This is a genomic window from Streptomyces sp. SKN60 (assembly GCF_026236535.1).
Lineage (GTDB): Bacteria > Actinomycetota > Actinomycetes > Streptomycetales > Streptomycetaceae > Streptomyces.
Window position 1 is genome coordinate 1 of the sequence record NZ_JAHTMW010000006.1, and the last position, 26,156, is coordinate 26,156.

The window sequence follows — 26,156 nt, forward strand, 5'->3', positions numbered from 1 at the left end:
GGCAGCAAGAAGCCCGCCTACACCGCCGTCCTCAACGCACTCAACACCGCCTCCCCCACACCCACTCCCACTCCCACTCCGACCCCGTCGCCCGGCTCCGGACAGATCAAGGGCGTCGCCTCGGGCCGCTGCCTGGACGTGCCGAGCGCCAGTACGACCGACGGCACGCAGGTCCAGTTGTGGGACTGCAACGGCAACGCCAACCAGCAGTGGACGTCCACCAGCGCCGGTGAGCTCAGGGTCTACGGCAACAAGTGCCTGGACGCCGCCGGCACCGGCAACGGCACCAAGGTCCAGATCTACAGCTGCTGGGGCGGCGACAACCAGAAGTGGCGCCTCAACTCCGACGGATCCATCGTCGGCGTCCAGTCCGGCCTCTGCCTCGACGCGGTCGGGGCCGGCACCGCCAACGGCACCCAGATCCAGCTCTACTCCTGCTCGGGCGGCACCAACCAGCGCTGGACCCGCACCTGATCTGCTGCGGCGACATCCCGCGCCCTTGAGGGGAGCCAGGCTGATCCTGGCTCCCCTCCTCGGGGACAGGCAGCCGGCCGCCGTGTCAGGCGTCGCCCGGGGGGCGGGTGCTGGCGCGCATGATGAGCTGTGGTTCCACCAGGAGGTGTTCGGCCTTGCGGGCGCGGCCTTCGATGTGGTCCACGAGGAGTCCGATGCTGCGGCGTCCGATGGTGGCGAAGTCCTGGCGGACGGTGGTCAGCGGCGGGGGGAAGTACTCGGCCTCGGGGATGTCGTCGAAGCCGGCGACGGCCACCTGGGCGGGGGTGCGGATGCCGACCTCGCGCAGTGCCCGCAGGACACCGAGCGCCATCTGGTCGTTGGCGACGAAGACGGCCGTGACCGGCGCCGCGCCCCGGCGGGCCAGGGCGAGCCCCGCGAGCTCCTGCCCCGCCCGGTACCCCGACAGCGGGCTCCAGTCACCGGCCAGCACGCGCGGGGGCCGGATACCGCTGTCCTCCAGGACCGCGCGCCAGCCCGCGGTGCGGGCCTCGCTCTCCAGCCAGTCCTCGGGCCCGGCCACGTGCCACACCGTGCGGTGCCCGGCGGCGAGCAGATGCTCCGTGACCATACGGGCACCGCGCTCCTGATCCAGGGAGACACCGGGCAGATCGAGCTGATGACCGCCCTCCACCGTGACCACGGGAAAGGGCGCGTCCAGCTCGGCGAGCGCCTGCACGTGCGAGCGCTGCGGAGTGATGGCGACGACCCCCTCCACACCCCAGGCCGCGAGGTGGTCGATGGCATCCTTCAGCGCCTGCCCCGCCCCGGTGCGCAGACTCACCGTGGAGACCAGATAGCCCTGCTCCCGCGCCGCCTCCTGCAGACCCGTCATCGTGCTGGCCGGACCGTACAGGGCGGTGTTGACCGCGATGACACCCAGCGTCCGCGTCCGGCGCGTCACCAGAGCGCGGGCCGCGGAGTTACGGCGGTAGCCCAGCCGCTCGATCGCCACGGTCACCTGCTCACGCGTGGCCGCACGCACGTTGGGATGACCACTCAGCACCCGGGAGACCGTCTGATGAGAGACCCCCGCCTCCCGAGCGACATCGGCCATCGTCGGCGGGCGGACCTCTTCCGCGGGATGCCCCACGTTCGCCTCCCCTCTCCCTGATCGCGACTGCGTATCGACATCGCGGCTGTGCATCGATACGAGAAAAACCTTATCGCCTCTCGTAACACGCCCTTGTGAGCGCTAACAGCCCTCCTTCGACCTGAACCGGAGGACCGTCCTCGACCGGTACTCCTCGCCGGGTCGCAGCACCGTGGACGGGTCACCGGGGCGGTTCGGGGAGTCGGGGAAGTGCTGGGTCTCCAGCGCGATGCCGGCGCCCGTCCGGTAGGGGGTACCGCTCTTGCCCAGGACCGTTCCGTCGAACTGCCCCGCGGTGTAGACCTGGAGCCCGGGCTCCGTGGTCAGCACCTCCATGCGGCGGCCCGTGGACGGTGCGTGGAGGACGGCGGCCCGGCGGAGCGTGTCGTCGTCGCCGTGCGGGCTCAGTACGAAGTTGTGGTCGTACCCGCCGCCCGCCCCGGGCCGGGCCTGGGCCTCGGCGATCCTGAGCGGCCGGCGGAGGTCGAACGCGGTGCCGGCGACGGGGCGGTGGTCCCCGTAGGGGATGAGTTCCTCGTCGACCGGTGTGTAGTGGTCGGCGTGGACGGCCAGTTGATGGTCGAGGATGTCGCCGGCGCCCTCGCCTTCGAGGTTGAAGTAGGCGTGGTTGGTCAGGTTGACCAGGGTGGCCGCGTCGGTGACCGCCGCGTAGGAGAAGGAGAGTTCGCTGTCGCGGCCGATGAGGCAGCTGACGGTCACGTCCAGGTTTCCCGGGAATCCCTGGTCGCCGTCGGGGCTACGGAGGCGCAGGAGCACACCGGTCCACTCCGGGGTGTGCACGCTTTCGGCTTCCCAGAGCCGGGTGTCGAAGCCGTCGGTTCCGCCGTGCAGGCAGTGGCCGTTCTCCTGTGTGGTCAGCTGGTACGTCTTCCCGTCCAGGGAGAACCGGCCTCGTGCGATGCGGTTGGCGTAGCGGCCGACGGTGGCTCCGAAGTACCGGGCGGCAGCCGTCCGAGCCGGGTCGCGGGGAGCGAGGACGACGTCGGCCGGTGTGCCGTGCCGGTCCGGCACCCACAGTCCGTGGAGGCGGGCGCCGCGGGTGTGCACCTCTGCCGTGAGTCCGCCGGGAAAGCCGAAGGTCCATCGTTGCCCGGCATCCGTGCCGGTGTGGCAGACCGGTGGGCCGCCGGTGAAAGGCGGAAGGGAGGACGCGGTCATGGAAGTTCCTTGTCCGGAGTGCGGCACAGCCGGGAAAGGAGGTTGAAGACTGCTTTCCCGGCCGTGATCGTGGTGGTCGGTGGCGAGTGTCGGTGGTGAGTGCTCGGCGGTGAGCGGTCTGCCCGGGATCGGGCCTGCCCGGGAGGTCTAGCGCACCGGGCGGGAGCCGCCGAAGAGCCGTTGGAGGAGGATGAAGACGAACAACAGGCCCCCGATGACGATGCGCGTCCACCACGAGCTGAGCGTGCCCTGGAAGCTGATGATGGTCTGGATCAGGCCGAGGACCGTCACGCCCAGCGCGGTTCCCAGGACGAAGCCGGAGCCTCCGGTGAGCAGCGTCCCTCCGATGACCGCGGCCGCGATGGCGTCGAGTTCCATGCCGACGGCGTGCAGGGCGTAGCCCGACAGCATGTAGAAGGTCAGCAGCAGGCCGCCGAGGGCGGAGCACAGGCCGCTCACGGCGTACACCGCGATCTTGGTGCGTCCCACGGGCAGGCCCATGAGACGGGCCGAGGACTCGTTGCCGCCCAGGGCGTAGACGGTGCGGCCGAAGCGGGTGTGGTGGAGGACGACGAAGGCGAGCGCCAGCACGACCAGGGCGATGACCACGGCGGGTGAGACGAACAGCCCCCCTGGCAGGAGCACTCGCGTCTGGGCGATCCGCGTGGTCGTCGGGTCGGTGAGGGAGATGGACTCCGTGCTGATCATGTAGCAGAGGCCGCGGGCGAGGAACATGCCCGCGAGGGTGACGATGAAGGGCTGGATCTGGAAGGCGTGGATCACCCAGCCCATGAGGGCGCCGCCTCCGGCTCCCACCAGCAGGACCAGCGGCACCGCCAGGGCGAGCGGCACGCCGTTCCGTTCGACGAGCCAGGCCGTCAGCATGGTCGACAAGGCCACCATGGAACCGACGGAAAGGTCGATTCCACCGGTGAGGATGACGAACGTCATGCCGATCGCCACGACGAGCAGGAAGCTGTTGTCGATCAGGACGTTGAGCAGGACCTGCGCGGAGAAGAAGCCTTCGTACTGAAGGGAGCCGATCGAGAACATCACGATCAGCAGAGTGGCGGTCACCACGAGCGGCAGCCGGGTGGCATGCCGTGCCGAGAACCGCTGGAGCGGCCCGGTGAGGGAGCTGAGGGTGGTGCTCACGGGTGGACCTCCTGCTGGCGGGCTCCCACGTCGCCGGCCGCGGGGGCCTGGCCCGGGGCGGCCGGTCGGCGACGGCGCGAGAGTCGCGCGCGGAACTCGGGCGACTGGACGAGACACACGACGATGACGACCAGGGCCTTGAAGACGAGGGTGGTCTCGGGCGGTACGCCGAGGGTGTAGATCGTGGTCGAGAGGGTCTGGATGATCAGCGCGCCCAGGACCGTCCCTCCGAGGGAGAAGCGGCCGCCCGTGAGGGCGGTGCCGCCGACGACCACGGCGAGGATGGCGTCCAGCTCGATCCACAGGCCCGCGTTGTTGCCGTCGGCGCTGGAGACGTTGGAGCTGATCATCAGGCCGGCCACCGCGGCGCACACGGCGCTGACGACGTAGACCATGACCAGGAGACCGGCTGCCCGGATGCCGACGAGTCGGCTCGCGACCGGATTGCCGCCCACCGATTCGATGAGCATGCCGAGCGCGGTCCGCCGGGTGACGAGGGAGGTGACGGCGACGAGGGCCGCGGCGAGGAGGACGGCGAAGGGGAGGGTGAGCCAGTAGCCGCCGCCGATCATCTTGTAGGCGCTGCTGGACACGCTGATGATCTGGCCGTCGGTGATCAGCTGGGCCACGCCCCGGCCCGCGACCATGAGGACCAGCGTGGCGACGATGGGCTGGACGCCGAGCCGGGCGACGAGGAGGCCGTTAAGCAGTCCGATCGCGGCGGCCACGCCGACCGCCACCGCGATCGCCGACAGGACGGTGGGCAGACTTCCGGGGTCCTTCGCGGTGGCGATGTGCTCGCACGCGAGGGCTCCGGCGATGGCGACCGTCGAGCCGACCGAGAGGTCGATGCCCCGGGTCGCGATGACCAGCGTCATGCCGAGCGACACCAGGACCAGCGGGGCGCCGAACTGGAGGATGTCGATCAGGCTGCCGTACAGGTGTCCGTTCTGGACGCGGACGGCGAAGAAGTCGTGGGTGAGCGCGAGGTTCCCCAGCAGCAGGGCTGCCAGGACGGCGGCGGGCCAGAAGAGGCGGTGTTCGGTGAGCTGCCGGGCGCCGGGCGCCCGGGCCGGACGCCCTCCGGCGCCGGTGTCGTCAGGTGGTGTCATGAGGTGGCTCCGGTGGCGATGGTGCCCAGGATCCGGTCGGGCGTCAGGGTCGGGTCGTTGGGAAGGGTGGCGACAAGCCGGTGATCGCGCAGGACACCCACGCGGTGGCTCAGCCGCAGCACTTCCTCGAGTTCGGCGGAGATGAAGAGAACCGCGGTGCCTTCCGCGGCCAGCCGGGTGACCAGTTTCTGGATCTCCGTCTTGGCTCCGATGTCGATGCCCCGGGTGGGTTCGTCCAGGATCAGCAGCTCGGGGTCGGTGAGCAGCCACCGCGCGAGCAGCACCTTCTGCTGGTTGCCTCCGCTGAGGTTGCGGACCTGGGCCTCGGGATCGGCCGGGCGGATGTCGAGGACCTCGGTCCACCGGGCGGCGATCTCGTCCTGTCGGGTGCGGGAGAGCGGTTTGGTCCAGCCGCGTGCGGCTTGCAGGGCGAGCACGATGTTCTCGCGGACCGTGAGTTCGCCGATCAGGCCCTCCGCCTTGCGGTTCTCCGAGCAGAAGGCGATCTTGTGGGCGATCGCGGCGCGGGGCGATCGCAGGGCGGTGCGTTCGCCGTCGATCCGGAGCTCTCCTCCGTCGGCGTGGTCGGCGCCGAAGAGCAGCCGGGCCGCCTCGGTGCGTCCGGAGCCGAGGAGCCCGGCCAGGCCGATGACCTCGCCGCGGTGGATGTCCAGGTCGTACGGCTGGACGGCACCGGCCCGGGTGAGTCCGCGGGCGCTCAGGAAGGGGGTGTCCGCGGGGGCGGGGGCGGCGGTGCCGGTGTGCGACGTCTCCGCGAGTTCGTCGAGGGTGCGCAGTTCGCTGCCGACCATGCGGTGTACGAGGGTGACGGGTGTCAGCTCGTCGATCCGGTACTCGCCTTCGAGGTGGCCGTTCCGCAGGACGGTCACCCGGTCGCACAGGTCGAAGACCTGGTCGAGGAAGTGGGTGACGAAGAGGATCGCGACGCCCCGGTCGCGCAGCCGGCGTATCAGGGCGAACAGCTGGGCGACTTCGTCCCGGTCGAGGCTGGAGGTGGGCTCGTCCAGGACGAGCACCTTCGCCTGGATGTCCACGGCACGCACGATCGCGACGAGCTGCTGGACGGCGATGGAGTGCGCGCTCAGCGGCAGGCGGACGTCGAGGTCGAGTTCCAACTCGGTGATGAGCTGTGCCGCGCGCCGGTGGAGGGCCGACCAGTGGACGAGTCCCAGGCGCCGGGGTTCACGGCCGATGAGGATGTTCTCGGCGACGGAGAGGTTGGGGCACAGGTTCACCTCCTGGTAGACCGTGCTGATTCCGGCGTGCTGTGCTTCCAGTGGTTCGGCGAACCGCTGAGGGGCGCCGTCGACGGAGACCGTTCCCGCGGCGGGCGGGTGGACCCCGGTGAGCACCTTGATGAGGGTCGACTTGCCGGCGCCGTTCTCACCCATCAGCGCGTGGACCTCGCCCGGGAAGAGGCGCAGGTCCACGCCGTCGAGGGCGAGGACGCCGGGGAAGGCCTTGCGGATGCCGCGGGCCTCCAGGACCGGCCGGTCGGCGGGTGGGGGCGTGCGGGGTGTGGGTGGGGGTGTGCGGGGTGTGGGTGGGGCTGCCATCCGCCCTCCTCTCCTGAGGGATCGGGGGCGGCGCGAGAGCCGCCCCCGATCCGGTGCGGGCGTCGGTCAGTACTGGCGGCCGGGCAGGGCGGCCGCGGCCTGGTCCTGGGTGAAGACGCCCTCCTTGACCTCGACCCGCTGCGGAACGTTCTCCCCCGCCGCGACCTTCTTGGCGAGTTCCATGAGCTGGTCGCCGAGGAGCGGGTTGCACTCGACCACCACGTTGATCTTCTTCTCCTGCATGGCGACGAAGGCGTCCTTGATGCCGTCGACGGAGATCACCTTGATGTCGACGCCCGGCTTCTTGCCCGCCTCCTCGATGGCCTGGATGGCGCCCAGGGCCATGTCGTCGTTGTGGGCGTACAGGACGTCGATGTCCTCGTGGGACTTGAGGAAGGCCTGCATGACCTCCTTGCCCTTGGCGCGCGTGAAGTCCCCGGTCTGGGAGGCGACGACCTTGAATTTGGGCTCGCCCTTGATGACGTCGGCGAAGCCGGCCTTGCGGTCGTTGGCGGGGGCGGAGCCGGTGGTGCCCTGGAGCTCGACGACATTGACGGGCGCCGAGGTTCCCTCGTACTCCTTCACGAGCCACTTGCCGGCCTCCTGCCCCTCCTTGACGAAGTCGGAGCCGAGGAAGGTCCGGTAGAGGGAGGTGTCCTTCGAGTCGACGGCGCGGTCGGTGAGGATCACGGGGATGCCGGCGTTCTTGGCCTCCTTCAGGACGGTGTCCCAGCCGGACTCCACCACCGGCGAGAAGGCGATGACGTCCACCTTCTGCTGGATGAAGGTGCGGATCGCCTTGATCTGGTTCTCCTGCTTCTGCTGCGCGTCGGAGAACTTCAGCGTGATGCCAGCCTTCTCGGCCGCCTCGCGTACGGACTTGGTGTTGGCGGTGCGCCACCCGCTCTCGGCTCCTACCTGAGCGAACCCGAGCACCAGCTTGCCGTCGGAGGAGCCCTTGCCGGTGCCGCCGGGACTGCCGGTGGCCGCGGGCTCGGTGGTACAGGCGGTCAACACACTGCCGGCCAGGGCGGCGGCGGCGATGACGCGGAGGGCTCTGTGGGCCATGTCGTGGTTCCTCTCGGGACGTGCGTCGTACCAGGCGGAGCCCTGAAGGCGATGGGCACCGTGAAGGGTGGCTGCGCAGGGGTGGTTGAGCCGGGCGAGGCAGGACGAAGCGTCGGCCCCGACGGTCGGTGAGCTGGCGAACGCGACACATTGTGAGCGCTAACAGAGCAGTTACTCAAGGGCTCGTACGACCGTTACACGTTCTTGATACGCAGGAGTGGGCCGGCCATGGGGCGCGGAGAGGCCCACGAAGTCCGGAGAAACAGGCAGTTAACGACGGATCTTGAGTCTCCGGGCCCCCTGCGACCTGGGCTGTACCAGAGTGGCCGGCTCGACAGGGCAGCGTGACGCGGAGAGTCGACACCCAGAAATTGTGAGCGTTAACACCTATGCTCCACCGGTGCCTGAGCGCGCGGTTCATCGCCGCCAGTTCACGTAGCGCGCCCGAAGCGTCAGGCGTACGACCGCAACCAGCGCAGCTTGGCGGCCTCGTGGTACGGGCCGCCGCCCTCGTGGTCGTTGAAGTCGTAGACCTCGATGGCCTTGTCGGCGCCGCCCCAGGCGTTGAACGCCGCGAAGACGGTCGACGGCGGGCAGGTCTGGTCCTCCAGCGCCGCCGAGAACAGCGCGGGCGCACGACCGCGGGCGGCGAAGTGGACGCCGTCGAAGTACGACAGCGTGCGCAGGGCGTCCTCGGTACGGCCGCGGTGCGTCCTGAGGTAGAGGCCGACCTCGCGGTACGGGTGTCGGTCCGTCAGCATCGTGGCACGGGGGAAGTCGCACAGGAACGGCACGTCCGGCGCCACCGCCACCAGGTCCGGCACCAGACCGCCCACCGCGATGGTGATGCCGCCGCCCTGACTCCCGCCGAGCGCCACGGTCCGCGAGGCGTCCGTCAGCGAGTGCGAGCGTGCCGCCTCCACCGCACGTACGGCATCGGTGAACACACGCCGGTAGTAGTAGTTCTCCGGGGCGTCGATGCCCCGGGTCATGAAGCCGGGGTACGCCGGAGCGCTGCCCACCGGGTCGGCCGTGCCGCCACCGCCGCCCCAGACGCTGCCCTGCCCCCGGGTGTCCATCACGAAGTGCGCCCGGCCGCTGGACGCCCACGTCAGGTCCTCGTGGGGAAGACCGCGCCCGCCGCCGTAACCCATGAACTCCACGACCAGCGGCACCGGTTCCTCGGCATCGGCCGGCAGCCGCAGCCAGCCCTTCACCGGGTGACCGCCGAACCCGGCAAACGTCACGTCGTACACCCGGACTGTCGACAGTCCTGCGTCGACCGGCTCGAAGCGGGCGTCCAGGTCGAACTCGCGTGCCTCCTGAAGCGTCTTGGCCCAGAAGGCATCGAAGTCCCCGGGGGCGACCGAGTCGCTGTGATACTCGCGGAGTTCGTCGAGGGGGAGGTCGAACAGGGCCATGCGGGACCGCCTTCGGTAGGTGGTACGACCGATCACACCGTACGTGGGAGCGTGCACAGCCCACCAGACCTCCCGGATCACCCCGTACGCGCACGGCGTACCCGCCCACTCGGACCCGGCGTCCGCTCCGTCCCGCTCGCGCTCGCGCTCGGTCTGCGGGTGTCGCCGAGCCGTGCGGCGTACGGCGGTAGGGCCCGGCACCCGGCAGCACCACAGCGGCCGCGCCCCCGGTGCCGCGGGCACCCTCGTCACGCGCGGGCGCCACCGCGGTGAAGCCGGCGATCCTGTCATCGGTGCGGGCCACGCGGGTGATCGGGAGCCGACTTCGCTGCCGTTGGCGCGGCGTTCGGTCATTCCGCTCGACGAGGCGAGACAGTGGACGGGATTTCCGGCCGGACCAACCCGGGGCCCTACCGACGTCGGCAGCCGGGCGTGGTCGGCCGTCCGACCGCCCACTCGTTCGCAAAGGGATGCATCGATGACCGACGCCGCCACGTCCTACCGTGATCTCCGTGCGCTGGTGATCAACTGCACGCTCAAGCGGTCGCCTGAGCGCAGCCACACGCAGGGACTGATCGACGTCAGCACCGGCATCATGGAGCGCCAGGGCGTCGAGGTCGAAGTGCTGCGGGCCGTGGATCTCGACCTCGCGACCGGCGTGTGGCCGGACATGACCGAGCACGGCTGGGAGACCGACGAGTGGCCGGTGATCTACTCGCAGGTGATGGCCGCGGACATCCTCACCTTGGCCGGACCTGTGTGGCTGGGTGACAACTCCTCGGTCATGAAGAAGGTGATCGAGCGCCTGTACGCCTGCTCGTCCATCCTCAACGACCGTGGCCAGTACGCATATTACGGGCGGGTCGGGGGTTGCTTGATCACCGGCAACGAGGACGGCGCCAAGCACTGCGCGATGAACGTCCTCTACAGCCTCCAGCACCTCGGATACGTGATCCCGCCGCAGGCCGACGCCGGCTGGGTCGGCCCGGCCGGGCCGGGCCCGTCATACCTGGACGAGGGCTCGGGTGGCCCGGAAAACGACTTCACCAACCGCAACACCACCTTCATGACGTGGAACCAGCTCCACCTGGCCCGCATGCTCAAGGACGCCGACGGCATCCCGGCCCACGGCAACCAGCGCTCCGAGTGGGACGCCGGCTGCCGCTTCGACTTCGAGAACCCCGAGCACCGCTGAACGCCGAGTGCGACCGCGCCGGCGACCGCCGAGCCGACCACTGGGCCGAGCAGGCCGGCACGCGTCTCGCCCCCTGCCCGCGCTCGCGCGATCGGGTCCGGCACGGCGGCCCGTGCCTACGAGCCGCAGGTGCCGACCGGCCGGAGCGCCGCCACCTCCCCCAGGGGAATGTCCACGGGCTGCCCGGCGTCCGCGACCTCCAGGCCCAGGGCGCCGCCGCCACTCGCCCGCAAGGTGCCGCACCAGGTGCCTGAGGCGGTGGAGACCTCGACCAGTGCCCCCGCCTTCGAGGGCCTTTCCTCCGGCCACCACGCCGTGCTGGCCGCGACGGCGACCAGGAGCACGGCGAGGAAGGTGAGACCGATGCCGAGGTGGAGCCGCCGCCCGGTCCGCACCACGTCCGCGGTCGGCGGCGGCGTACGCACCGGCCAGGCGATCCGCGCCACGAGGTACGTGGCCGCGCACGCGACACCGAGAGCGGGCAGCACCAGCACCCCGGCCACCGCCTCCACGGCGCGCGGGGCGCCCGATCCGCCCGTGCCGCCGCTCTTGAGCGCCCCGCACAGCCCGGCGAAGCCCAGCACGGCGAGCTGAAGGGTCAGCCACCCGCGCGCGGAGGTCTGCAGTCGGTCACCCGTCTCGTCTGTCATCCCGTCAGAATGGCGAACGCCGGCGCGAGTCAGCGATGCACACGCGGGCAGGGGTCGCCCGTACGGCGGTTCGTGCAGTGCCCGTCGTGTGCGCGGAGGGAACAGCCAGAGGGTTCTGGTCACCGCGCAGCGTACGTCGCCGGGGCGGCGCCCCTGCCACCTGGACCGGCCCGAAGGGGAGCACCCTGGGACAGCTCGCCGCGGCGGGAGACAGCCCGCGGTCAGCGCGCATGACTCAAGATCACCGCATACGCTGCCCAGGGGGACTCGCCGCCCACGGGAGCAGTCATGGCCACCGTTGATCCACGTACGCAGGGCCGCGAGGCGTACGAGCGGCTGGCGTGGCGGGACGCGTACGAGCACCTGTCGGCCGCCGACCGGCGGGAACCGCTGGAGGCGGCCGATCTCGACCGGATGGCGCGCGCGGCGTATCTGATCGGCGCCGTCGACGCGGCGGACGGGGCCTGGGAGCGGGCCCACCACGCGTTCCTGGACCGAGGCGACACCGCGGCGGCCGTGCGGTGTGCGTTCTGGATCGGACTCACCCTCGTCCTGCGCGGCGAGCACGCCCGCGGTGGCGGGTGGCTGGCTCGGGCGGGGAACCTCCTCGAGGACGCGGCGCCGGACTGCGCGGAGCAGGGGTACCTGCGCGTTCCCTCGGCGTTGCGGGCGCTGGGCGGTGGCGATGCCGAGGGGGCACATCGCGCGTTCGTGGAGATCGCCGGGATCGCCGACCGGTTCGACGACGCCGATCTGCGGGCGCTCGGGAGGCTTGGCCAGGGCCAGGCCCTGATCGCCCAGGGCCGGACGGCACAGGGCGTGGCGGTGCTGGACGAGACGATGGTGGCGGTGACCACGGGCGAGGTGTCGCCCATCGTCGCCGGAATCGTCTACTGCGCCGTGATCCTCGCCTGCCGCGGGATCTACGACCTGGGGCGCGTACGGGAGTGGACGGCGGCCCTGAGCCGCTGGTGCGCCGCGCAGCAGGGCCTCAGGCCGTACCGGGGCCAGTGCCTGGTGCACCGTTCGGAGGTCATGCAGTTGCACGGCGAGTGGGCCGACGCCATGGACGAGGTTCGGCAGGCGTGCGAGCACCTGTCCGATCCGCCCGGTGACCCGGTGACGGGCATGGCGGTGTACCAGCGTGCCGAGCTGTTCCGGCTGCGCGGAGAGTTCTCCCGGGCCGAGAGCTGCTATCGCGAGGCCGTCGCCTGGGGGCACTCGGCGCAGCCCGGCCTGGCCCTGCTCCGGCTGGCCCAGGGGCGCCTGGACGACGCCGCCGCCGCGATCCGCCGGACGTTCGGGGAGACCGGCGTGACGGAGGAGCGGCCCAGGCTGCTGGCCGGCTATGTGGAGATCGAGCTCGCCGCCGGGGCCGTCGAGGAGGCGCAGCTCGCGGTGGACGAGCTCGGCAAGATCGCCGCCGGTTTCGACTCGCCGTACCTGCGGGCGGTGGTGGCGTACGCGCACGGCTCGGTGCTCCTCGCCGCGGGTGAGCCGGAGGCCGCGTGCGCCGCCCTGCGCCGTGCGTGGGTCGCCTGGCACGAGGTCGGCGCTCCGTACGAGACGGCACGCGCACGAGTGCAGCTCGCTCGGGCGTGCCGTCGGCTCGGCGACCACGACACGGCCGAGATGGAGCTGGAGGCCGCCCACCGCGTCTTCGAGCGGCTCGGCGCGGTACCGGCGCTGGAGGAGGCGCGGCAGCTCATGGACCGGGCGGGCCCGGCCTCGTACGCGCATCCCGGAGGCCTGACCCCGCGCGAGGTCGAGGTGCTCCGCCTGGTCGCGACCGGCGCGTCGAACCGGGAGATCGCGGACCGTCTCGTCATCAGCGACAAGACGGTCGCCCGGCACGTGAGCAACATGTTCAGCAAGCTGGGTGTCTCCTCGCGGGCCGCCGCCACCGCGTACGCCTACGAGCACGACCTCGTCCAGGGGTGAGGCCGCTACACAGAAATACCCACGCGCCGCATGCCGGCCGAGTTGGTCGATGCGGCCGATGCGGACACCGCCGCCGGAGACGGACTCTTTCCTTGGAAGCCTCGCAGGCCCCGCGGGCCCCGTGGGCCTGGCGGGCACGGAGGAAGGAGGCCGTGATGAGCACGCGGACCAAGGCGACACGCGCGGAGACGTCTGCCGGTCGGCAGGCGCGCGACCGGCTTCTCGCCGCGATGCCGGTGACGGAGCGGCGGATGGAGCTGGGGACGGTGTCCACCGCCGTCCTGGAAGGCGGTGACGGCCGGCCCGTCGTGCTGCTGCACGGCCAGGGCGAGTTCGCCGCCGTCTGGATCAACGTGATCCCCGATCTGGTCAGGACGTACCGGGTGATCGTTCCCGACCTGCCCGGCCACGGCGCCTCGGAGGTGCGCGACGGCCGACTCGACGCCGACACGGTCCTGACCTGGCTCGACGAGCTGATCGACCAGACGTGCCAGGGGAGGCCGCCCGTGCTGGTCGGCCACCTGCTGGGAGGCGCGATCGCCGCCCGGTACGCGGTGCGCCACGGCGACCGCCTCGCTCACCTGGTCCTGGTCGACACGATGGGTCTGGGCTGGTTCCGGCCGGCGCCGAGCTTCGCGGTGCCCATGATGGGCTTCGTCGCCCGCCCGACCCCGAAGAGCCGGGATCGCCTGTTCGACCGGTGCTTCCTCGACATGGAGCGGGTGGGCGAGCAGGCCGGAGAGCAGTGGGAGCCGCTCCTTGACTACGCCCTGGACCGGGCCCGTACACCGAGCGTGCAGGCGGCGATGCGCGGCATCATCCCGCGTGTCGGCGTGCCGCCGATCCCGTCCGGCGATCTCACCGGCATCAGGGTTCCCACCGACCTGATCCACGGCCGGTACGACCTCCAGGTACGGCTGCGGGCGGCGGAGGCGGCGAGCGCCCGGTACGGCTGGCCGCTGCATGTCATCGAGGACTGCCGGGACGATCCCGCCGCCGAGCAGCCGGAGGCCTTCCTCGACGCGCTGCGCGCGGCGCTGGAGACAGCGGGAGAGGAGGAGAGGACATGAGCATGAGCACGAGCACGTTCGAGATCACCGGACTCGACGGCGGGCGCGTCGGCCTGACCTCGGCTCAGATCCAACAGCTCGGCACCCGGCTCGACGGGCCGGTGCTCATCGCCGGGGACGAGGGCTGGGACGAAGCGGTCCTGCTCTGGAACGCCATGGTCACGGCCAAGCCCTCACTGGTCGTCCAGCCGGTCTCGGCCCAGGACGTGGCCACGGCCGTCCGGTTCGCGGCCGACCACGGCCTGTTGCTGAGCGTCAAGGGCGGAGGCCACAACATCGCCGGCACGGCGCTCGCCGACGGCGGGCTGACCCTCGACATGTCCCGGATGAAGGAGGTCACCGTGGACCCGGCGGCCCGCCTCGCGCGCGCGGGTCCCGGATGCCTGCTGAAGGACGTCGACGGGGCGACCCAGCGGTACGGTCTGGCGACGATGCTGGGGTTCGTGTCCGAGACGGGAGTCGCCGGCCTGACCCTCGGCGGCGGATTCGGCTACCTGACCCGCCGGTTCGGCTGGGCGGCCGACAACCTGGAGGAGGTCGAGATCATCACGGCGGACGGCGCGACCAGGACCGCGAGCCGGGTGGAGAACCCGGACCTGTTCTGGGCGGTCCGCGGCGGCGGTGGCAACTTCGGCGTCGTCACCCGCTTCACCTTCCGGTTGCACGAGGTCGGCCCCGTCATCACCGGAGGCCTGGCGGCCTGGGGTATCGACCGGGCGGACGAGGTCCTCGCGGCGTACCGGGAACTCACCGCGTCCGCTCCCCGCGAGCTGACGGCGGTGGCGATCGTCCGGCTCGCGCCGCCCGCGCCGTTCGTCCCGGACGCGTGGCACCGCAAGCCCGTCGTCGGACTGCTCGTGTGCCACAGCGGCGCGAACGCCGAAGCCGACCTCGCCCCGCTGCGTGCCCTGGGAGAGCCGATCTTCGATCTGATCGGCGAGAAGCCGTACGCGGCCCAGCAGTCGATGCTCGACGCGATGGAGCCCAAGGGCCTGAACCAGTACTGGAAGGCCGAGTTCCTCCCCGGCCTGCCGGGCGCGTTCCTTCCCGTGTTCCGCGACGCGGCGCTGGAGGTCTGCTCTCCCCTGTCCTTCTCCGTCGTCTTCCACCTCGCCGGTGCGCTCAACGAGGTCGACGGCGACGGCGACAGCGACGGTGGAGCGGTCGGCAACCGGGACGCCCGGTTCATCAGCGGCTTCTCCGGAGTCTGGCCCCCGCGGACCGACGGCGAGGGGACCGTGGCCGCCGTCCGCAAGGGATGGGAGAGCATCCGTCCCTTCTCGACCGGCGGGAACTACGTCAACTTCCAGCTGGCCGAGGACGACGACGCCAGAACCGCCGACGCATACCGGGGCACCTACGAGCGTCTTCGCCGGATCAAGGCGAAATACGACCCGGACAACGTCTTCCGCGTCAACCGCAACATCCGGCCGGGCAGATGAAGGCTCAGCGATGAGCGCCGTCTACGACGGGCTCGACGTGTACGCCGCCTTCGCGGCGGCGTACACGGACCGCAGCCCTCCGCGGCCGACCGAGAAAGCGCCTGGCCGTCCGCGGCTTCGTCCATGACGTCCACACCGGCAGGTTGCGCGAGATCCGGTGACGGGATTCGGCGCTCGGGACGGCCTGCTCGCGGTCTTCGACAGCGGCGGCCCGATGCGCGACGCGGCTCGTCTTCGCGCGGGACGGGGGGCGCCTGACCGGACGCTTCGCGGACACCGGTAGGGCGGCGGTAGGCGTCCTGCCTCACACCGGCGGAGGGTGGCCGACTCATGGCCGACTACTCCCGACTGCACGGATGCCAAGGCGTTCCTGGCCGCCGCCGGACTGCGCACCGTGCGCACCGAGCCCCACGACCGGGCGATGCTCCGCATGATCGACCAGATCGAGGCCGGCCTGAATCTGCTGCGCATGACCGCACCCGCCAGGCTCACCATGGCGGGCATCGACCTCGACGCCGCCCCCGCCGTCCTGTGGGCAGCCCGGACAGCCGTGGCGGACGGCGTTCTCGGATACGCCCTGCTGGTCGCTGTCCGGGAAGGCTCTCGCAGCGGCTGAGTGCGCGACGGGTCAGGCTCGGTCCGTGGGAGGTGCCTCATGAGGACGGCGTGCCTGCGCGTCGTGATCGCATCGCTCACTTGGGCGGTAGACCCGCGGCGAACGCGTGGCCTCGGTCGACCCATTCGGCGAGATCCTCGTCCTCGGTGAGGACGGAGGCGTCGACGACGACCCAGCCACGCATGGGGCGGCCGGTGAAGTCGAAGATCCTTGCCCCGGGGCGCGCGAGGGCGGCGTCGGTGGCGTCGGGGCCGACGCGGACCATCAGGTCGTCGCCGATGACACCCACGGCCATGTTGCCGGCGTGCAGGAAGGCCAGGCCGCCGAACATCCGCTTTTCCGTGACGGCGGAGTCCACGCCCAGGTGGGCCCGGATCCGTTCCGCCAGTCCCTCGTCGAATGCCATGTCTGTCCTCGCGCTCAGCCCTGCGGCTCGCCCAGCCGCAGCTCCAGGTCCCGCAGGTCCTTGACCAGTGACGATCTCACCTTGCGCGCCATGAGCGGCGCGGCGAGACCGTACAGGCCGGACGCGTCACCCCGTACGCGGATCCGGGCGAGCGTGCCGCCGCCCGGGTCCGGGTCGAACGTGTAGGTCACGTGCATGGGCATCGGCCCGGCGACGGAGACCATGTCAAGGAGCCGCGGCGGTTCGTGGGCGGCGACGCGCAGCACATAGTCAATCCGCTTGCCCAGGAAGTACGCGGTACGGGTCACCTCGGCACCGACCCCGAAGCCGCCTCCTTCGGCCTCTCGCGTCAGCGCCGCCCTCGACCGGGCACCGGCAACCGGAGTCGATGCGCGGGACCTACCGGCACGTAGGTAAGCGCGCTCACATACCCGCCTGTGATGTCCTCGTAGCGTCGAGGGTGAGGTGCAGCGGCCGGACTCGTCGGCGGTCTCGGGTTCGGCCACCTCGCCCAGCGGTTCCCACCCGCGGCCGGCATCCCGGACGGCTACTGTCTTGCCGACAGCGCAGACACGCTGGCCTGCCCGCCGTGGGGAGCAACGCCCCCGCCGTGGGCACCGGGACGACGCGAGGGGCCCCCTCATGAACCCGACCGGTGACGACGCCGAGAAGACCTGGTGCATCTCCGAGATCGACATCTTCCGGGACCTGAGCGAGGCGGAGATGGACGTCATCGCCGCCACGGCCCCCATGAAGGCCTACAGGGCGAACTGCTCTACTCCCCCGCTCAACCCTCCGAGGTGCTGTTCATCCTCAAGAAGGGCCCGGTCCGCGTCTTCCGGGTCTCCGCCGAGGGACGCGCTCTGACCTGCGCGATCAGATCCATCTGCTCGGGCGCGCACCTGCTGGCCCCGGCGGGCCTGCTGGACGGCCGTACCGCACGACCCACTGGCGGACGGCCGCACGGCTGGCGGCCGACCACCCGCTCGTCACCGCCGATCCGGATCCGATCTTCATCCGGGAAGGCCGCCTGTGGACCTGCGCCGGCATCGCCTCGGGAATGGACATGGCCCTGGCCATGGTCACCGAGGACCACGGCCCGGAACGCGCCCTGGCCACCGCCCGCACGATGGTCATGTACGTCAAACGCGCCGGCGGCCAGAGTCAGTTCAGCGCCCCGCTCGCACCTCCCGCGGCGCCCGGCGACCGGCTGGACGAGCTGCGCGGGTGGATCGGTGAGCACCTCACCGAGGACCTCTCCGCCGACGCCCTGGCCGCACGACTGCACCTGAGCGTGCGCCACTTCTCCCGGCTGTTCCGCGCGCGTACCGGCACCACTCCGGCCGCGTACGTCGAGTCCGTCCGGCTGGAGGCCGCCCGCCGGCAGCTCCAGGACAGCGACCACGGCCTGCCCGAGATCGCCGCGCTCTGCGGCCTCGGCTCCGTGGAGAGCCTGCACCGTTCCTTCCGGCGCCGTCTCGGTACCACCCCCGCCCAGTACCGGCGCCGCTTTCGCTGAACCCCGCCGTACTCCCCCGCCGTACTCCTCCACCGCTCGCGAACCACCGCGCGGCGGAAGACAGTCATGCCCACAGGAGAGAACCGTGTCCCGAACCAAGGTTCCGCCCATCCCGGTCATGGGCCGCCACCACATCAACGCGTACCTGCTGCTCGGCCGCCGGCCCGTCATCGTCGACGCGGGAACGCCCGGCAGCGGCCGGAAGATCTACGAGCGGATCGCCGCCCACGGGGTGGACCCCACCGACGTGTCGCTGATCGTCATCACCCACGGCCACATCGACCACTTCGGCTCCGCCGCCGAGCTGCCCCGCCTGACCGGGGCGCCCGTCGCGGGACACATCGCCGACCTCGGCCCCTACCGCACCGGCCGGGCCCGCGAGCCCTACCTGCCCACCGGACCGATGGGCCGCCTCATGGCCAGGAACAGCAACCTGCACCTCCAGGTGGAACCCCTCGAACCCGACGTACTCGTCACCGGCGAGACCGACCTGGCGGACTACGGGATCTCGGCACGCATCTCCCGGCGCGAAGCAGCGGGACGGCTCCCCGTCCGCACGGAGAACACCACCGCGTCAACACACAGCAGAATCGGCGATGCTGACAACGCCCGTGTCAGATGCGGGCGAGCGCCGCGGCGCCGAAGGAGACGTCGAACCGGTCGCACCAGATGCTGACGCTCGGGTACGCCGACCAGTCGAGGCCGGCGGGCAGTGCGTAGTTCTGATCGCCCTTGTTGCCCTTCAGCTTGGCGAGGTTGACGTACTTCCCCTCGTCGAAGACGCCCCAGCCTGCCTTGCCCTCCTTCACGGGGGCATCGCTCAGCCAGACGCGCAGGTCGGGGCCGTTGCTCGTGTCCAGGCCCTCGAGGCGGAGCGTGTGGGTGCCGTCAGCGAGCCGTACGACCTTCACCACACCCGTCGTGGCGTGCTCGTGACTGATGAAGCTGCCCTGCGCGACGGTGACCGGGCCGGACGGTGCCTGGGAGGCCGACGCGGAGGGCGGCGCACCCTTCGTCGGCGCCGGTGAGGTCGCGTTCGCGTTCGGGTTCGGGTTCGCGGAGGGCAGCGCCTCGTTCACCGTCTCGTCCACCCACAGCGCCCACGGCTTGAACCACAGCAGCCCGGCCACCACCACCGCCAGACCCACGACGACCCCCGCGCCCCACCGCTGTCTCCTCGTGACGCGCCCCACGACGCCCCCCCTCTTCCGTGTCCACTGTTCGCGTTCGTCCGCCATCCAAGGCGATCGAAGGCGCGCCGGACAGCCCTGGCCCGATGACGAAAGCCTTACGTCATCGGGCCAGGGCTCGCAGGACGTGCCGCGTCCACGGTCGGGTGATCCGGCGCGTCAGGCTGCGACGGGGGCGACGTTGGCGTTCCGGTGGAAGACGTTCTCCGGGTCGTACTTGGCCTTGATCCGGGCCAGCCGCTGGTACTTCTCCGGCCCGTAGGACGCCCGGACGCGGTCCTCCTCGATCTCGGTCATGAAGTTGACGTAGCCACCGGGGCCGACCGCGTGCGGCAGCAGCTCGGTCCACAGCGCCCTGACCCAGGCGGTGTCGGCCACCAGCTCCTCCGGGTCGGAGGTGAGGGCGGTGAGGGCCATCATGTAGCCGGGTTCGCGCGGGCTTCCGTAGGCCGTGGCGTCCTCGTCGACCTCGGTGAAGGCGCCGTCCAGCCGGAAGGTCGGGCAGAAGGTGTGCGGCGAGGTCTTGCGCTGCAGGTAGTCGTTCAGCAGCGCGATCACGTCGTCGCTCAACTCCTTGATGAGGATCCCCTTCTCGTAGTCGAGGATCCCGTACGGCGAGGAGTCGTCGAGCATGCTCTGCAGCTGGGTGTAGGGCAGCGGGGTCCGCATCTCGAAGAGCCTCGGCGGCCCACCGTCCAGCAGGGCGGCCGCGGCGGCATGCTCCTCCGCGCTGCCGAAGCCGCCGATGATCAGCGCGTGGCCGAGCTTGCCGCGGTGCTCGACCGGCACGAAGGGCTCCGGCGGGGCGTTCAGCCCGATGCCGACCAGCACGCTGTGCTTCGGTGGCAGTGCCGGAACCACCTCGCGGATCAGTTCCATCGCCTCGCGGCCCACCGACATGTCCCAGAAGAAGATGCCGACGTGCACCTCGGGTCCCACCGCGTGCAGCCCGAACTCGAAGGCCGTGACCACCCCGAAGTTCCCGCCGCCGCCGCGCAGCGCCCAGAACAGGTCCGGGTTCTCCTCCGCGGACGCGTGCACCAGGGCGCCGTTGGCCAGCACCACCTCGGCGCCGAGCAGATTGTCGATGGTCAGTCCGTGGTGGCGGGTGAGCCAGCCCATGCCGCCGCCCAGGGTCAGGCCGCCGACGCCCGTGTGGCTGATGGTGCCGGCCGGCACGGCGAGGCCGTGCGCCTGCGTGGCGGCGTCGAGCTGCGCGAGGGTGGCTCCGCCGCCGCAGCGGGCGGTGCGGGCCTGGGGGTCGACCGTGACGGTGTGCATCGCGGTCAGGTCGACGACCAGCCCGTCGGGGCAGACTGCGGCACCCGCCGGGTTGTGGCCCCCGCCGCGCACCGACACCTCGAGGTGCTCATCACGGGCGAAGGAGAGTGCGGCGGCGACATCCGCGGGTTCGGCGCAGCGGACCAGCAGGACGGGGCGGTGGTCGATGGCACCGTTGGCCACGGAGCGGGCGGCGTCGTACTCAGGATGCTCCGGCCCGAGGACGTCTCCCCTGATCCGCTCCCTGAGCGAGCCGACGGCATGATCGGTGAGCCTGGCCATAACGCCCTCCGCGGAGCAGACGAGGCTTACTCCTGCCACGCTAGCCGCCATCCCATAAGAAGACAATTCGCGCAATCCGGATAGGAATCCCGCTGGCAGGTGACGCCGCGTCGGGAGAGCAGGGAGGGAAGGTCACACCACCGGCTCACCCGGCGGGGCGGTCGGGAACGTCATGACGTCGCGTGATCGGTGATCCAGCGGGCGGCGAGGAGTCCGGAGGCGGCGGTGAGGACGGCGGCGGCGAGCACGGTGGCGTTCAGGCCGAGGAGGTCGGCGAGAATGCCGGCGACGAGAGCGCCGGCGGCGTAGCCGATGTCCCGCCAGAACCGGTACGTGCCCAGGGCGTTGGCGCGCCAGGCCGGGTGGGCGTGGTCGGAGACGGACGCGATGAGGGCCGGGTAGACCATGGCGGTGCCCAGGCCGAGTGCGACGGCGGACAGGATTCCGGCGAGCAGCGGGCGGTCGAGGAGAGCGAGGGCGAGGACGAAGCCGCCGGACTGGACGAGCATCCCGTAGACGATCAGGGGTTTGCGGCCGATGCGGTCGGCGAGATGGCCGGTGGGTATCTGGCCGATGGCCCACAGGATGGGGTAGAGGCCCTTGATCAGACCGACGGCAGCGAGCCCGAGGCCGTGATCGGTGAAGAGGAGCGGGAAGACGCCCCAGGTGAGGCCGTCGTTGAGGTTGTTGATCAGCCCGGCCTGGCTGGCGCCGCGCAGTGAGCGGTTGCGCCAGGAGGTGCGGGCGAAGGTGGTCTTCAGGCCGGTGTCCTCGCCGCTGGGGACCGGCTTGGCGTGGTGGGCGAGTTCCAGGGCGACGTGGGCGGCCGTGTCGCGGACGACGAGGGACAGCGCGAGGCCGGCGGCGACGAAGACGACGCCGATGAGCTCGGGGACGGGGCGCAGGCCGTAGCTGGTGGCGAGGTAGCCGGTGACCAGGGCGGTGGCACCGACCGCGGTGTAGCCGGCGGCCTCGTTCAGCCCGGTGGCGAGCCCCCGCCGTGCGGGACCGACGAGGTCGATCTTCATGTTGACGGTCATCGACCAGGTCAGGCCCTGGTTGAGGCCGAGCAGGACGTTGGCGGCGACGATCCAGCCCCAGGACGGAGCCCAGGCGAGTGCGAAGGGGACGGGGACGCCGATCAGCCAGCCGGCCACCAGCAGCTGCTTGCGGCGGAAGCGGGCGGTGAGCGCCCCGGCGGCCAGGTTGGTGAACGCCTTGGTGACGCCGAAGGCGATGATGAAGGAGAAGACGGCCAGGTCGCTGGTCAGGCCGAACGTCTCGGATCCGATCAGCGGAACGGTGGTGCGCTCCAGGCCGACCAGGCCGCCGACGCAGATGTTGACGATGACGAGCAGGGTGAACTGAAGCCGGTTCTCGCGCAGGCCGAGGCGTACGGGACGGCTGGAGGCGTTCGTCGATGCCGTCGAGGCGGGGGCGGTCTTCACGGGCGGGTGTCCTCCGTGCCCCGCGCCAGCTGCTCGCCGTGGGCGGCGGCGTAGTCGGCCGGTCCGCCGTCGAGGACGGCGACGTCGGTGTGGCCGGCCCGTTCGAGGAGGCTGGCGGCGGTCATGGCGCGCTCGCCGTGCCCGCATGCCACGATCGCGCCCTCGGGGGCGGCCGCGGCTGCGCCTGCGAGGGCGCCGAGTTCGATGTTGACCGCGCCGGGGACGTGGCCGGCGGCGAACTCCGACTCCTGCCGCACGTCGACGTACGGACGGCTGTCCGTCCTGGCGGCGGTGACGAAGACGGTGGAGGTCAGCGGGTGGCCGGCAGCGGTCCAGGCGGGCAGTCCGCCGTCGAGGCGGCCGGCGAGTCGCTCGTAGCCGATCTTGTACGCCTGCCAGACGATCTCGCTCAGGTCCTGGCCGTCGGCGGTGACGAAGACGAGCGGGGCGGTGTCGGGCAGGAGCCAGCCGAGCCAGGTGGCGAACTGGCCCCGGAGGGGGATCGAGAGCGATCCGGGGAGGTGGCCGGCGGCGTAGTCGGCGGCCGGGCGTACGTCGACGACGTGGCCGCCGTCCGCCATGACGGCGCGGACCTGTCCGACGGAGAGCAGGGCCGGCAGCGGGGTGCCGGCGACGATGCCGGGGCCGCGCCGGTTGGCCTCCCCGAGCCGGTCGAAGTAGGCGGGGTAGCTGCCCAGGCTCGCGGTGAGCAGGCGCACGAACGTGTCCTCGTCGGGTGCGGCGAGCAACGGGTTGGCCCGCTTCTCGGCGCCGACGGTGGAGGTGCGCTCGCTGCCCGGTGGGGCCGAGCAGAAGGAGCCGGCGCCGTGCGTGGGCCATACCGCGGTGCTGTCGGGCAGTTCGGTGAGCCGGCGCAGCGACCGGTACTGGGCCCGGGCGAGTCCCTCGGTCCGCTCGGGGCCGAGGAGGTCGGTACGGGCGGCGGAGTTCACGATCAGCGACCCACCGGTGAAGACGCCCAGTTCGGACCGGCCGTCAAGGAGCAGGAAGGAGAGGTGTTCGTCGGTGTGGCCGGGAGTGGCGAGTGCCCGCAGGGTCAGCCCGCCGAGGTCGACCTCGTCGCCGTCGACGAGGCCCTGGTGATCGAAGGCGCGGTTGCCGGCGGCGGAGGCGAGGATCGTGGCGCCCTGATCGTGGCCGAGCTGGACGGCGCCGGAGAGGAAGTCGGCGTGCAGATGTGTATCGGCGGCGTACGCCACGGTCAGACCGCGCCGCTCGGCGGCGGCGTACAGGGCGCGCAGGTCACGGCACGCGTCGACGGCGAGGGCGCGGCCGTCGCCCAGGTCGACGAGGTAGGCGCTGTTGCCGAGCCCTTCGTCGACCAGGGGGATCAGGTGATCTTCGGGGAGACCCATCGAACTGTCCTTCGCGAGAAGAAGGGGGCGGGCGGCGAGCGTCATCGTCCGCCATCAGTTACAGTAATCCATAGATATTTGGAGGACGCAATGCGGGATGCCACCACAAGCGGCACGAAGGCCGCCCTCTACGAGGCGTTCGCCGCCAGTGGCAAGGCGCTGGCCAGCGGCAAGCGTCTGGAGCTGCTCGATCTGCTCGCCCAGGGCGAGCGCACCGTGGACGCCCTGGCGAAGACCGCCGGGCTGAACCTGACCACCGCGTCGGCGCACCTGCAGACCCTCAAGCAGGCCGGTCTCGTCGCCACCCGCCGCGAGGGGGTGCGGATCCACTACCGGCTCGCGGGTGACGACGTCGCCCGGCTCTTCACCTTGCTGCGCAAGGTGGCCGAGAACCACCAGGCCGCCGTCCCCGCCGCCCGGGACGCCTATCTGGGCGAGGACGGGGCCACGGAGGTCACCCACGAGGAGCTCCTGGCCCGGGTCGAGGCCGGCGATGTGGTGGTGCTCGACGTACGGCCGATCGAGGAGTACCTCGCCGGCCACATCCCCGGCGCGGTCTCCCTCCCCGTCGCGGAACTGGCCGACCGCCTCGGCGAGTTGCCCGAGGAGAGGGAGGTCGTCGTCTACTGCCGCGGCGAGTACTGCGCGCTCGCCTACGACGCCGTGCGCCTGCTCGCCGACCACGGCCGACGGGCGGTCCGGCTCAACGACGGCATGCTCGAATGGCGCCTGGCCGACCTTCCCGTGCAGGCCGGGGCGACAGGGTGAACGACACCCCTGACGGACCCCTTGTGTGGGTGCCGGCTCATGGCGTGGTGGAGGGGTACGGCCACACGTCTTCGGAGGACGGCGGACTCCACGTGGGGGTGGGAGCCGGAGCGAAGGGGCCCGCCCGGTTCTCCATGAGGAGGAGCATGACGATGGCGAAGACGCTGCTGGCGATGATCAGGGCGAGACCGATCGGGTTGTTGGGGTTGTATACGTAGCGGTTGCTACCCCACCGGCTCTTCTTGAAGACGGGTTCGTCCTCGTTCATCGGAACGTGCTCCTTGTCGTGAGGGGACAGTCGGGGTCGAGTGTCCAGCGGGGCTGTCACGGGTGGTGTCGACGATGTCGCCGACGTGGAAGAGGCGGGCGATGGGGACGTCCGTGCCGCTGTGGGCGATGATCGAGAAGGCGATGCAGACGGCGATCAGGGTGTACGCCTCCTGCCCCTGAGGGATGCCGGCCTGGAGGACGAGCCGCGAGCGGCATGCCCCAGCCCGAGCGCCCGTGCTCGGCCCGGCCGGTTGGCGCGCAGTTTCGCGAAAGAGACGTGCATCCCGTCGGTGAACAGCACGGCGAGCAGCGCGAGATCGGCGGTCACCGACACGATCTCGCTCTCCGGCGAGATGTGGATCAGACCCAGGAACCCGTCGCTGACCAGCGCCCCGCCCAGCAGGAAGAGCAGGGAGGTGGAGAGGACGGTCCGGGCGGCGAGCCCGGACAGCAGGACGGCGATGAGCAGCGCGGCCCCGAAGACAGCGACGAGCACCATGACGGAAGTCCCTTGATCGGCAGACGAGGACACGTGTCCCTTGTTCGCCGACCAGACTTCCCGGCACTCCGCGACGGACCTTACGCATTCCTTATGCGGCATTGACAGGTCCTTGACGCGCAGTCAGCGGCGTGCGTGGTTGCCGGCGTCCGGCAACTTGTGGCGCATCCCCGCACACCCGCGGGGGAACGGCTACGGGCTCCGGCCGCGACCGTGCCGACCCCCTTCATCTCCCGAGGCGGTCGTCCGCTGTCCAGCCCTCCCTCGTCTTGCGGACCTCCTCGTCCGTGCGGCCCGCGAAGGCGATGGCCTACTCCGTGAAGAGCAGGCGCAGCGCGACCTCGCGGTAGTGGCGGACGTGGCGCAGGGCGAGGTCGGCCGCCGCGTCGGCGTCGCCCGCACCGATCGCCTCGTACAGGAGGCGGTGCTCCTCCCACAGCGGGCCGGGGTCGTCGACCTGCTGGAACAGCCAGCGCAGCCGGCCTTCGAGGGATTCCAGGGTGGTGGTGAGGAGTTCGTTGCGCGAGATGCGCACGATGTGGGCGTGGAAGGCGGTGTTGGCGCGGGAGAGCTGCTCGGGACGGCCGGTGTCGGTGGCGGCGCGGGCCTCCACGAGGAGCCGGGCGAGCGTGTCGAGTTCGGCGCCGGTGCGCCGCTCGGAGGCGCGGCGGACGGCGAGCACCTCCAGGGCCTCGCGCATGTCGAAGAGGTTCTCGACGTCCTGGCGGGTCATCTCGCGGACGACGATGCGGCGCTGGGAGACGGCCTGGAGGAAGCCCTCGCCGATGAGGATGCGGATGGCCTCGCGGACGGGGACCCGGGAGACCCCGAAGTCCTCGGCGACGTCCCGCTCGACCAGCCGGTCGCCGGGCTTGAGCCGTCCGGTGATGATGCGGTCGCGCAGCCCTTCGCAGACCTGGTCGCGGAGCCAGCCGCCGCCGTTGACGGGTGCGGCGGAGTCGGTCTCCGGTGTCCCGGTCGCCTGTGCTTCCATCCGTCCTCCCCTCCGTCCTCGGGCTCCCGATGTCCCGGGGGCCCGCTCCCGGTGTCGATCGCCTCACGGTATGCCACCCGGGCGGTGGGAC

23 protein-coding genes and 3 pseudogenes are annotated in these 26,156 nt (G+C 71.2%); 9 read left to right on the plus strand and 17 right to left on the minus strand.

Annotated elements, in window-relative coordinates:
• Nucleotides 1-474: RICIN domain-containing protein (locus tag KV205_RS11595; protein WP_265864085.1), on the plus strand; the 474-nt coding region annotated here is incomplete at its 5' end.
• A gap of 85 nt (nt 475-559) precedes the next feature.
• On the opposite strand, the gene KV205_RS11600 is transcribed toward KV205_RS11595, so the two are convergent.
• From KV205_RS11600 to KV205_RS11630, 7 genes are all read right to left on the minus strand, one after another.
• Entirely contained in the window at nt 560-1,570 is a 1,011-nt protein-coding gene (locus KV205_RS11600) for a LacI family DNA-binding transcriptional regulator (RefSeq protein WP_265864445.1), read from the minus strand.
• A 138-nt stretch (nt 1,571-1,708) separates the two neighbouring features.
• A complete protein-coding gene (locus KV205_RS11605) occupies nt 1,709-2,785 on the minus strand; it encodes an aldose epimerase family protein (protein ID WP_265864086.1) in 1,077 nt (358 codons plus the stop codon).
• A gap of 147 nt (nt 2,786-2,932) precedes the next feature.
• Nucleotides 2,933-3,940 (minus strand): galactofuranose ABC transporter, permease protein YjfF, encoded by a 1,008-nt coding sequence (yjfF, locus tag KV205_RS11610; protein ID WP_265864087.1) that lies wholly within the window; start codon nt 3,938-3,940, stop codon nt 2,933-2,935.
• Nucleotides 3,937-5,052 (minus strand): ABC transporter permease, encoded by a 1,116-nt coding sequence (locus KV205_RS11615; protein ID WP_265864088.1) that lies wholly within the window; start codon nt 5,050-5,052, stop codon nt 3,937-3,939. The genes yjfF and KV205_RS11615 overlap by 4 nt, the downstream gene beginning before the upstream one ends.
• Entirely contained in the window at nt 5,049-6,629 is a 1,581-nt protein-coding gene (locus tag KV205_RS11620) for a sugar ABC transporter ATP-binding protein (protein ID WP_265864089.1), read from the minus strand. Before KV205_RS11620 ends, KV205_RS11615 begins: the two co-directional genes overlap by 4 nt.
• Nucleotides 6,630-6,695: 66 nt before the next feature.
• Nucleotides 6,696-7,697, minus strand: a complete 1,002-nt coding sequence (locus KV205_RS11625) for an ABC transporter substrate-binding protein (RefSeq protein ID WP_265864090.1) — start codon at nt 7,695-7,697, stop codon at nt 6,696-6,698.
• Between the two features lie 452 nt (nt 7,698-8,149).
• On the minus strand, nt 8,150-9,118 hold the full coding sequence (locus KV205_RS11630) for an acetylxylan esterase (protein ID WP_265864091.1): 969 nt from the start codon (nt 9,116-9,118) through the stop codon (nt 8,150-8,152).
• Between the two features lie 478 nt (nt 9,119-9,596).
• Between KV205_RS11630 and KV205_RS11635 the strand changes: the two genes are divergently transcribed.
• A complete protein-coding gene (locus tag KV205_RS11635; RefSeq protein WP_265864092.1) occupies nt 9,597-10,313 on the plus strand; it encodes a flavodoxin family protein in 717 nt (238 codons plus the stop codon).
• Nucleotides 10,314-10,429: 116 nt separating this feature from the next.
• On the opposite strand, the gene KV205_RS11640 is transcribed toward KV205_RS11635, so the two are convergent.
• The gene (locus KV205_RS11640) at nt 10,430-10,963 is read right to left on the minus strand and encodes a hypothetical protein (protein WP_265864093.1); all 534 of its coding nucleotides are present in this window, start codon (nt 10,961-10,963) and stop codon (nt 10,430-10,432) included.
• A gap of 288 nt (nt 10,964-11,251) precedes the next feature.
• Between KV205_RS11640 and KV205_RS11645 the strand changes: the two genes are divergently transcribed.
• From KV205_RS11645 to KV205_RS11660, 4 genes are all read left to right on the plus strand, one after another.
• Nucleotides 11,252-12,904, plus strand: coding sequence for a helix-turn-helix transcriptional regulator (locus KV205_RS11645; RefSeq protein WP_265864094.1), 1,653 nt, complete (start codon nt 11,252-11,254; stop codon nt 12,902-12,904).
• 155 nt (nt 12,905-13,059) lie between these two features.
• Entirely contained in the window at nt 13,060-13,974 is a 915-nt protein-coding gene (locus tag KV205_RS11650) for an alpha/beta fold hydrolase (RefSeq protein WP_265864095.1), read from the plus strand.
• Between the two features lie 2 nt (nt 13,975-13,976).
• The gene (locus KV205_RS11655) at nt 13,977-15,416 is read left to right on the plus strand and encodes an FAD-binding oxidoreductase (RefSeq protein WP_265864096.1); all 1,440 of its coding nucleotides are present in this window, start codon (nt 13,977-13,979) and stop codon (nt 15,414-15,416) included.
• Nucleotides 15,417-15,735: 319 nt separating this feature from the next.
• A complete protein-coding gene (locus KV205_RS11660; RefSeq protein WP_265864097.1) occupies nt 15,736-16,032 on the plus strand; it encodes a hypothetical protein in 297 nt (98 codons plus the stop codon).
• A 76-nt stretch (nt 16,033-16,108) separates the two neighbouring features.
• Here KV205_RS11660 and KV205_RS11665 read toward each other — a convergent pair whose 3' ends face one another.
• Both KV205_RS11665 and KV205_RS11670 read right to left on the minus strand, forming a co-directional pair.
• Nucleotides 16,109-16,438 (minus strand): TfoX/Sxy family protein, encoded by a 330-nt coding sequence (locus KV205_RS11665; protein ID WP_265864098.1) that lies wholly within the window; start codon nt 16,436-16,438, stop codon nt 16,109-16,111.
• A 14-nt stretch (nt 16,439-16,452) separates the two neighbouring features.
• Nucleotides 16,453-16,797: pseudogene (locus tag KV205_RS11670) on the minus strand (hypothetical protein); the annotation flags it as partial.
• Between the two features lie 516 nt (nt 16,798-17,313).
• On the opposite strand from KV205_RS11670, the pseudogene KV205_RS11675 reads away from it, so the two are divergent.
• Nucleotides 17,314-17,957: pseudogene (locus KV205_RS11675) on the plus strand (GlxA family transcriptional regulator); the annotation flags it as partial.
• 85 nt (nt 17,958-18,042) lie between these two features.
• A complete protein-coding gene (locus KV205_RS11680) occupies nt 18,043-18,633 on the plus strand; it encodes an MBL fold metallo-hydrolase (protein ID WP_265864099.1) in 591 nt (196 codons plus the stop codon).
• On the opposite strand, the gene KV205_RS11685 is transcribed toward KV205_RS11680, so the two are convergent.
• The 4 genes from KV205_RS11685 to KV205_RS11700 form a co-directional block, all read right to left on the minus strand.
• On the minus strand, nt 18,572-19,150 hold the full coding sequence (locus KV205_RS11685; protein WP_265864100.1) for a DM13 domain-containing protein: 579 nt from the start codon (nt 19,148-19,150) through the stop codon (nt 18,572-18,574). The two genes, KV205_RS11680 and KV205_RS11685, sit on opposite strands and share 62 nt — an antisense overlap.
• A gap of 156 nt (nt 19,151-19,306) precedes the next feature.
• Entirely contained in the window at nt 19,307-20,710 is a 1,404-nt protein-coding gene (locus KV205_RS11690; RefSeq protein WP_265864101.1) for an FAD-binding oxidoreductase, read from the minus strand.
• A 170-nt stretch (nt 20,711-20,880) separates the two neighbouring features.
• Nucleotides 20,881-22,158: an MFS transporter gene (locus KV205_RS11695; RefSeq protein ID WP_265864102.1), complete on the minus strand. Its 1,278-nt coding sequence runs from the start codon at nt 22,156-22,158 to the stop codon at nt 20,881-20,883.
• Nucleotides 22,155-23,534, minus strand: coding sequence for a rhodanese-like domain-containing protein (locus KV205_RS11700; protein ID WP_265864103.1), 1,380 nt, complete (start codon nt 23,532-23,534; stop codon nt 22,155-22,157). The genes KV205_RS11695 and KV205_RS11700 overlap by 4 nt, the downstream gene beginning before the upstream one ends.
• A gap of 90 nt (nt 23,535-23,624) precedes the next feature.
• Here KV205_RS11700 and KV205_RS11705 point away from each other — a divergent pair, with 90 nt between their 5' ends.
• Nucleotides 23,625-24,302 carry a metalloregulator ArsR/SmtB family transcription factor gene (locus KV205_RS11705; RefSeq protein WP_265864104.1) on the plus strand — a complete coding sequence of 226 codons (678 nt, stop codon included), beginning with the start codon at nt 23,625-23,627 and terminating at the stop codon, nt 24,300-24,302.
• A 37-nt stretch (nt 24,303-24,339) separates the two neighbouring features.
• Here KV205_RS11705 and KV205_RS11710 read toward each other — a convergent pair whose 3' ends face one another.
• The 3 genes and pseudogenes from KV205_RS11710 to KV205_RS11720 form a co-directional block, all read right to left on the minus strand.
• The gene (locus tag KV205_RS11710; RefSeq protein ID WP_265864105.1) at nt 24,340-24,570 is read right to left on the minus strand and encodes a hypothetical protein; all 231 of its coding nucleotides are present in this window, start codon (nt 24,568-24,570) and stop codon (nt 24,340-24,342) included.
• A 219-nt stretch (nt 24,571-24,789) separates the two neighbouring features.
• Nucleotides 24,790-25,071: pseudogene (locus KV205_RS11715) on the minus strand (sodium:proton antiporter); the annotation flags it as partial.
• 310 nt (nt 25,072-25,381) lie between these two features.
• The gene (locus KV205_RS11720; protein ID WP_265864106.1) at nt 25,382-26,065 is read right to left on the minus strand and encodes a GntR family transcriptional regulator; all 684 of its coding nucleotides are present in this window, start codon (nt 26,063-26,065) and stop codon (nt 25,382-25,384) included.
• Nucleotides 26,066-26,156 lie beyond the last annotated feature (91 nt).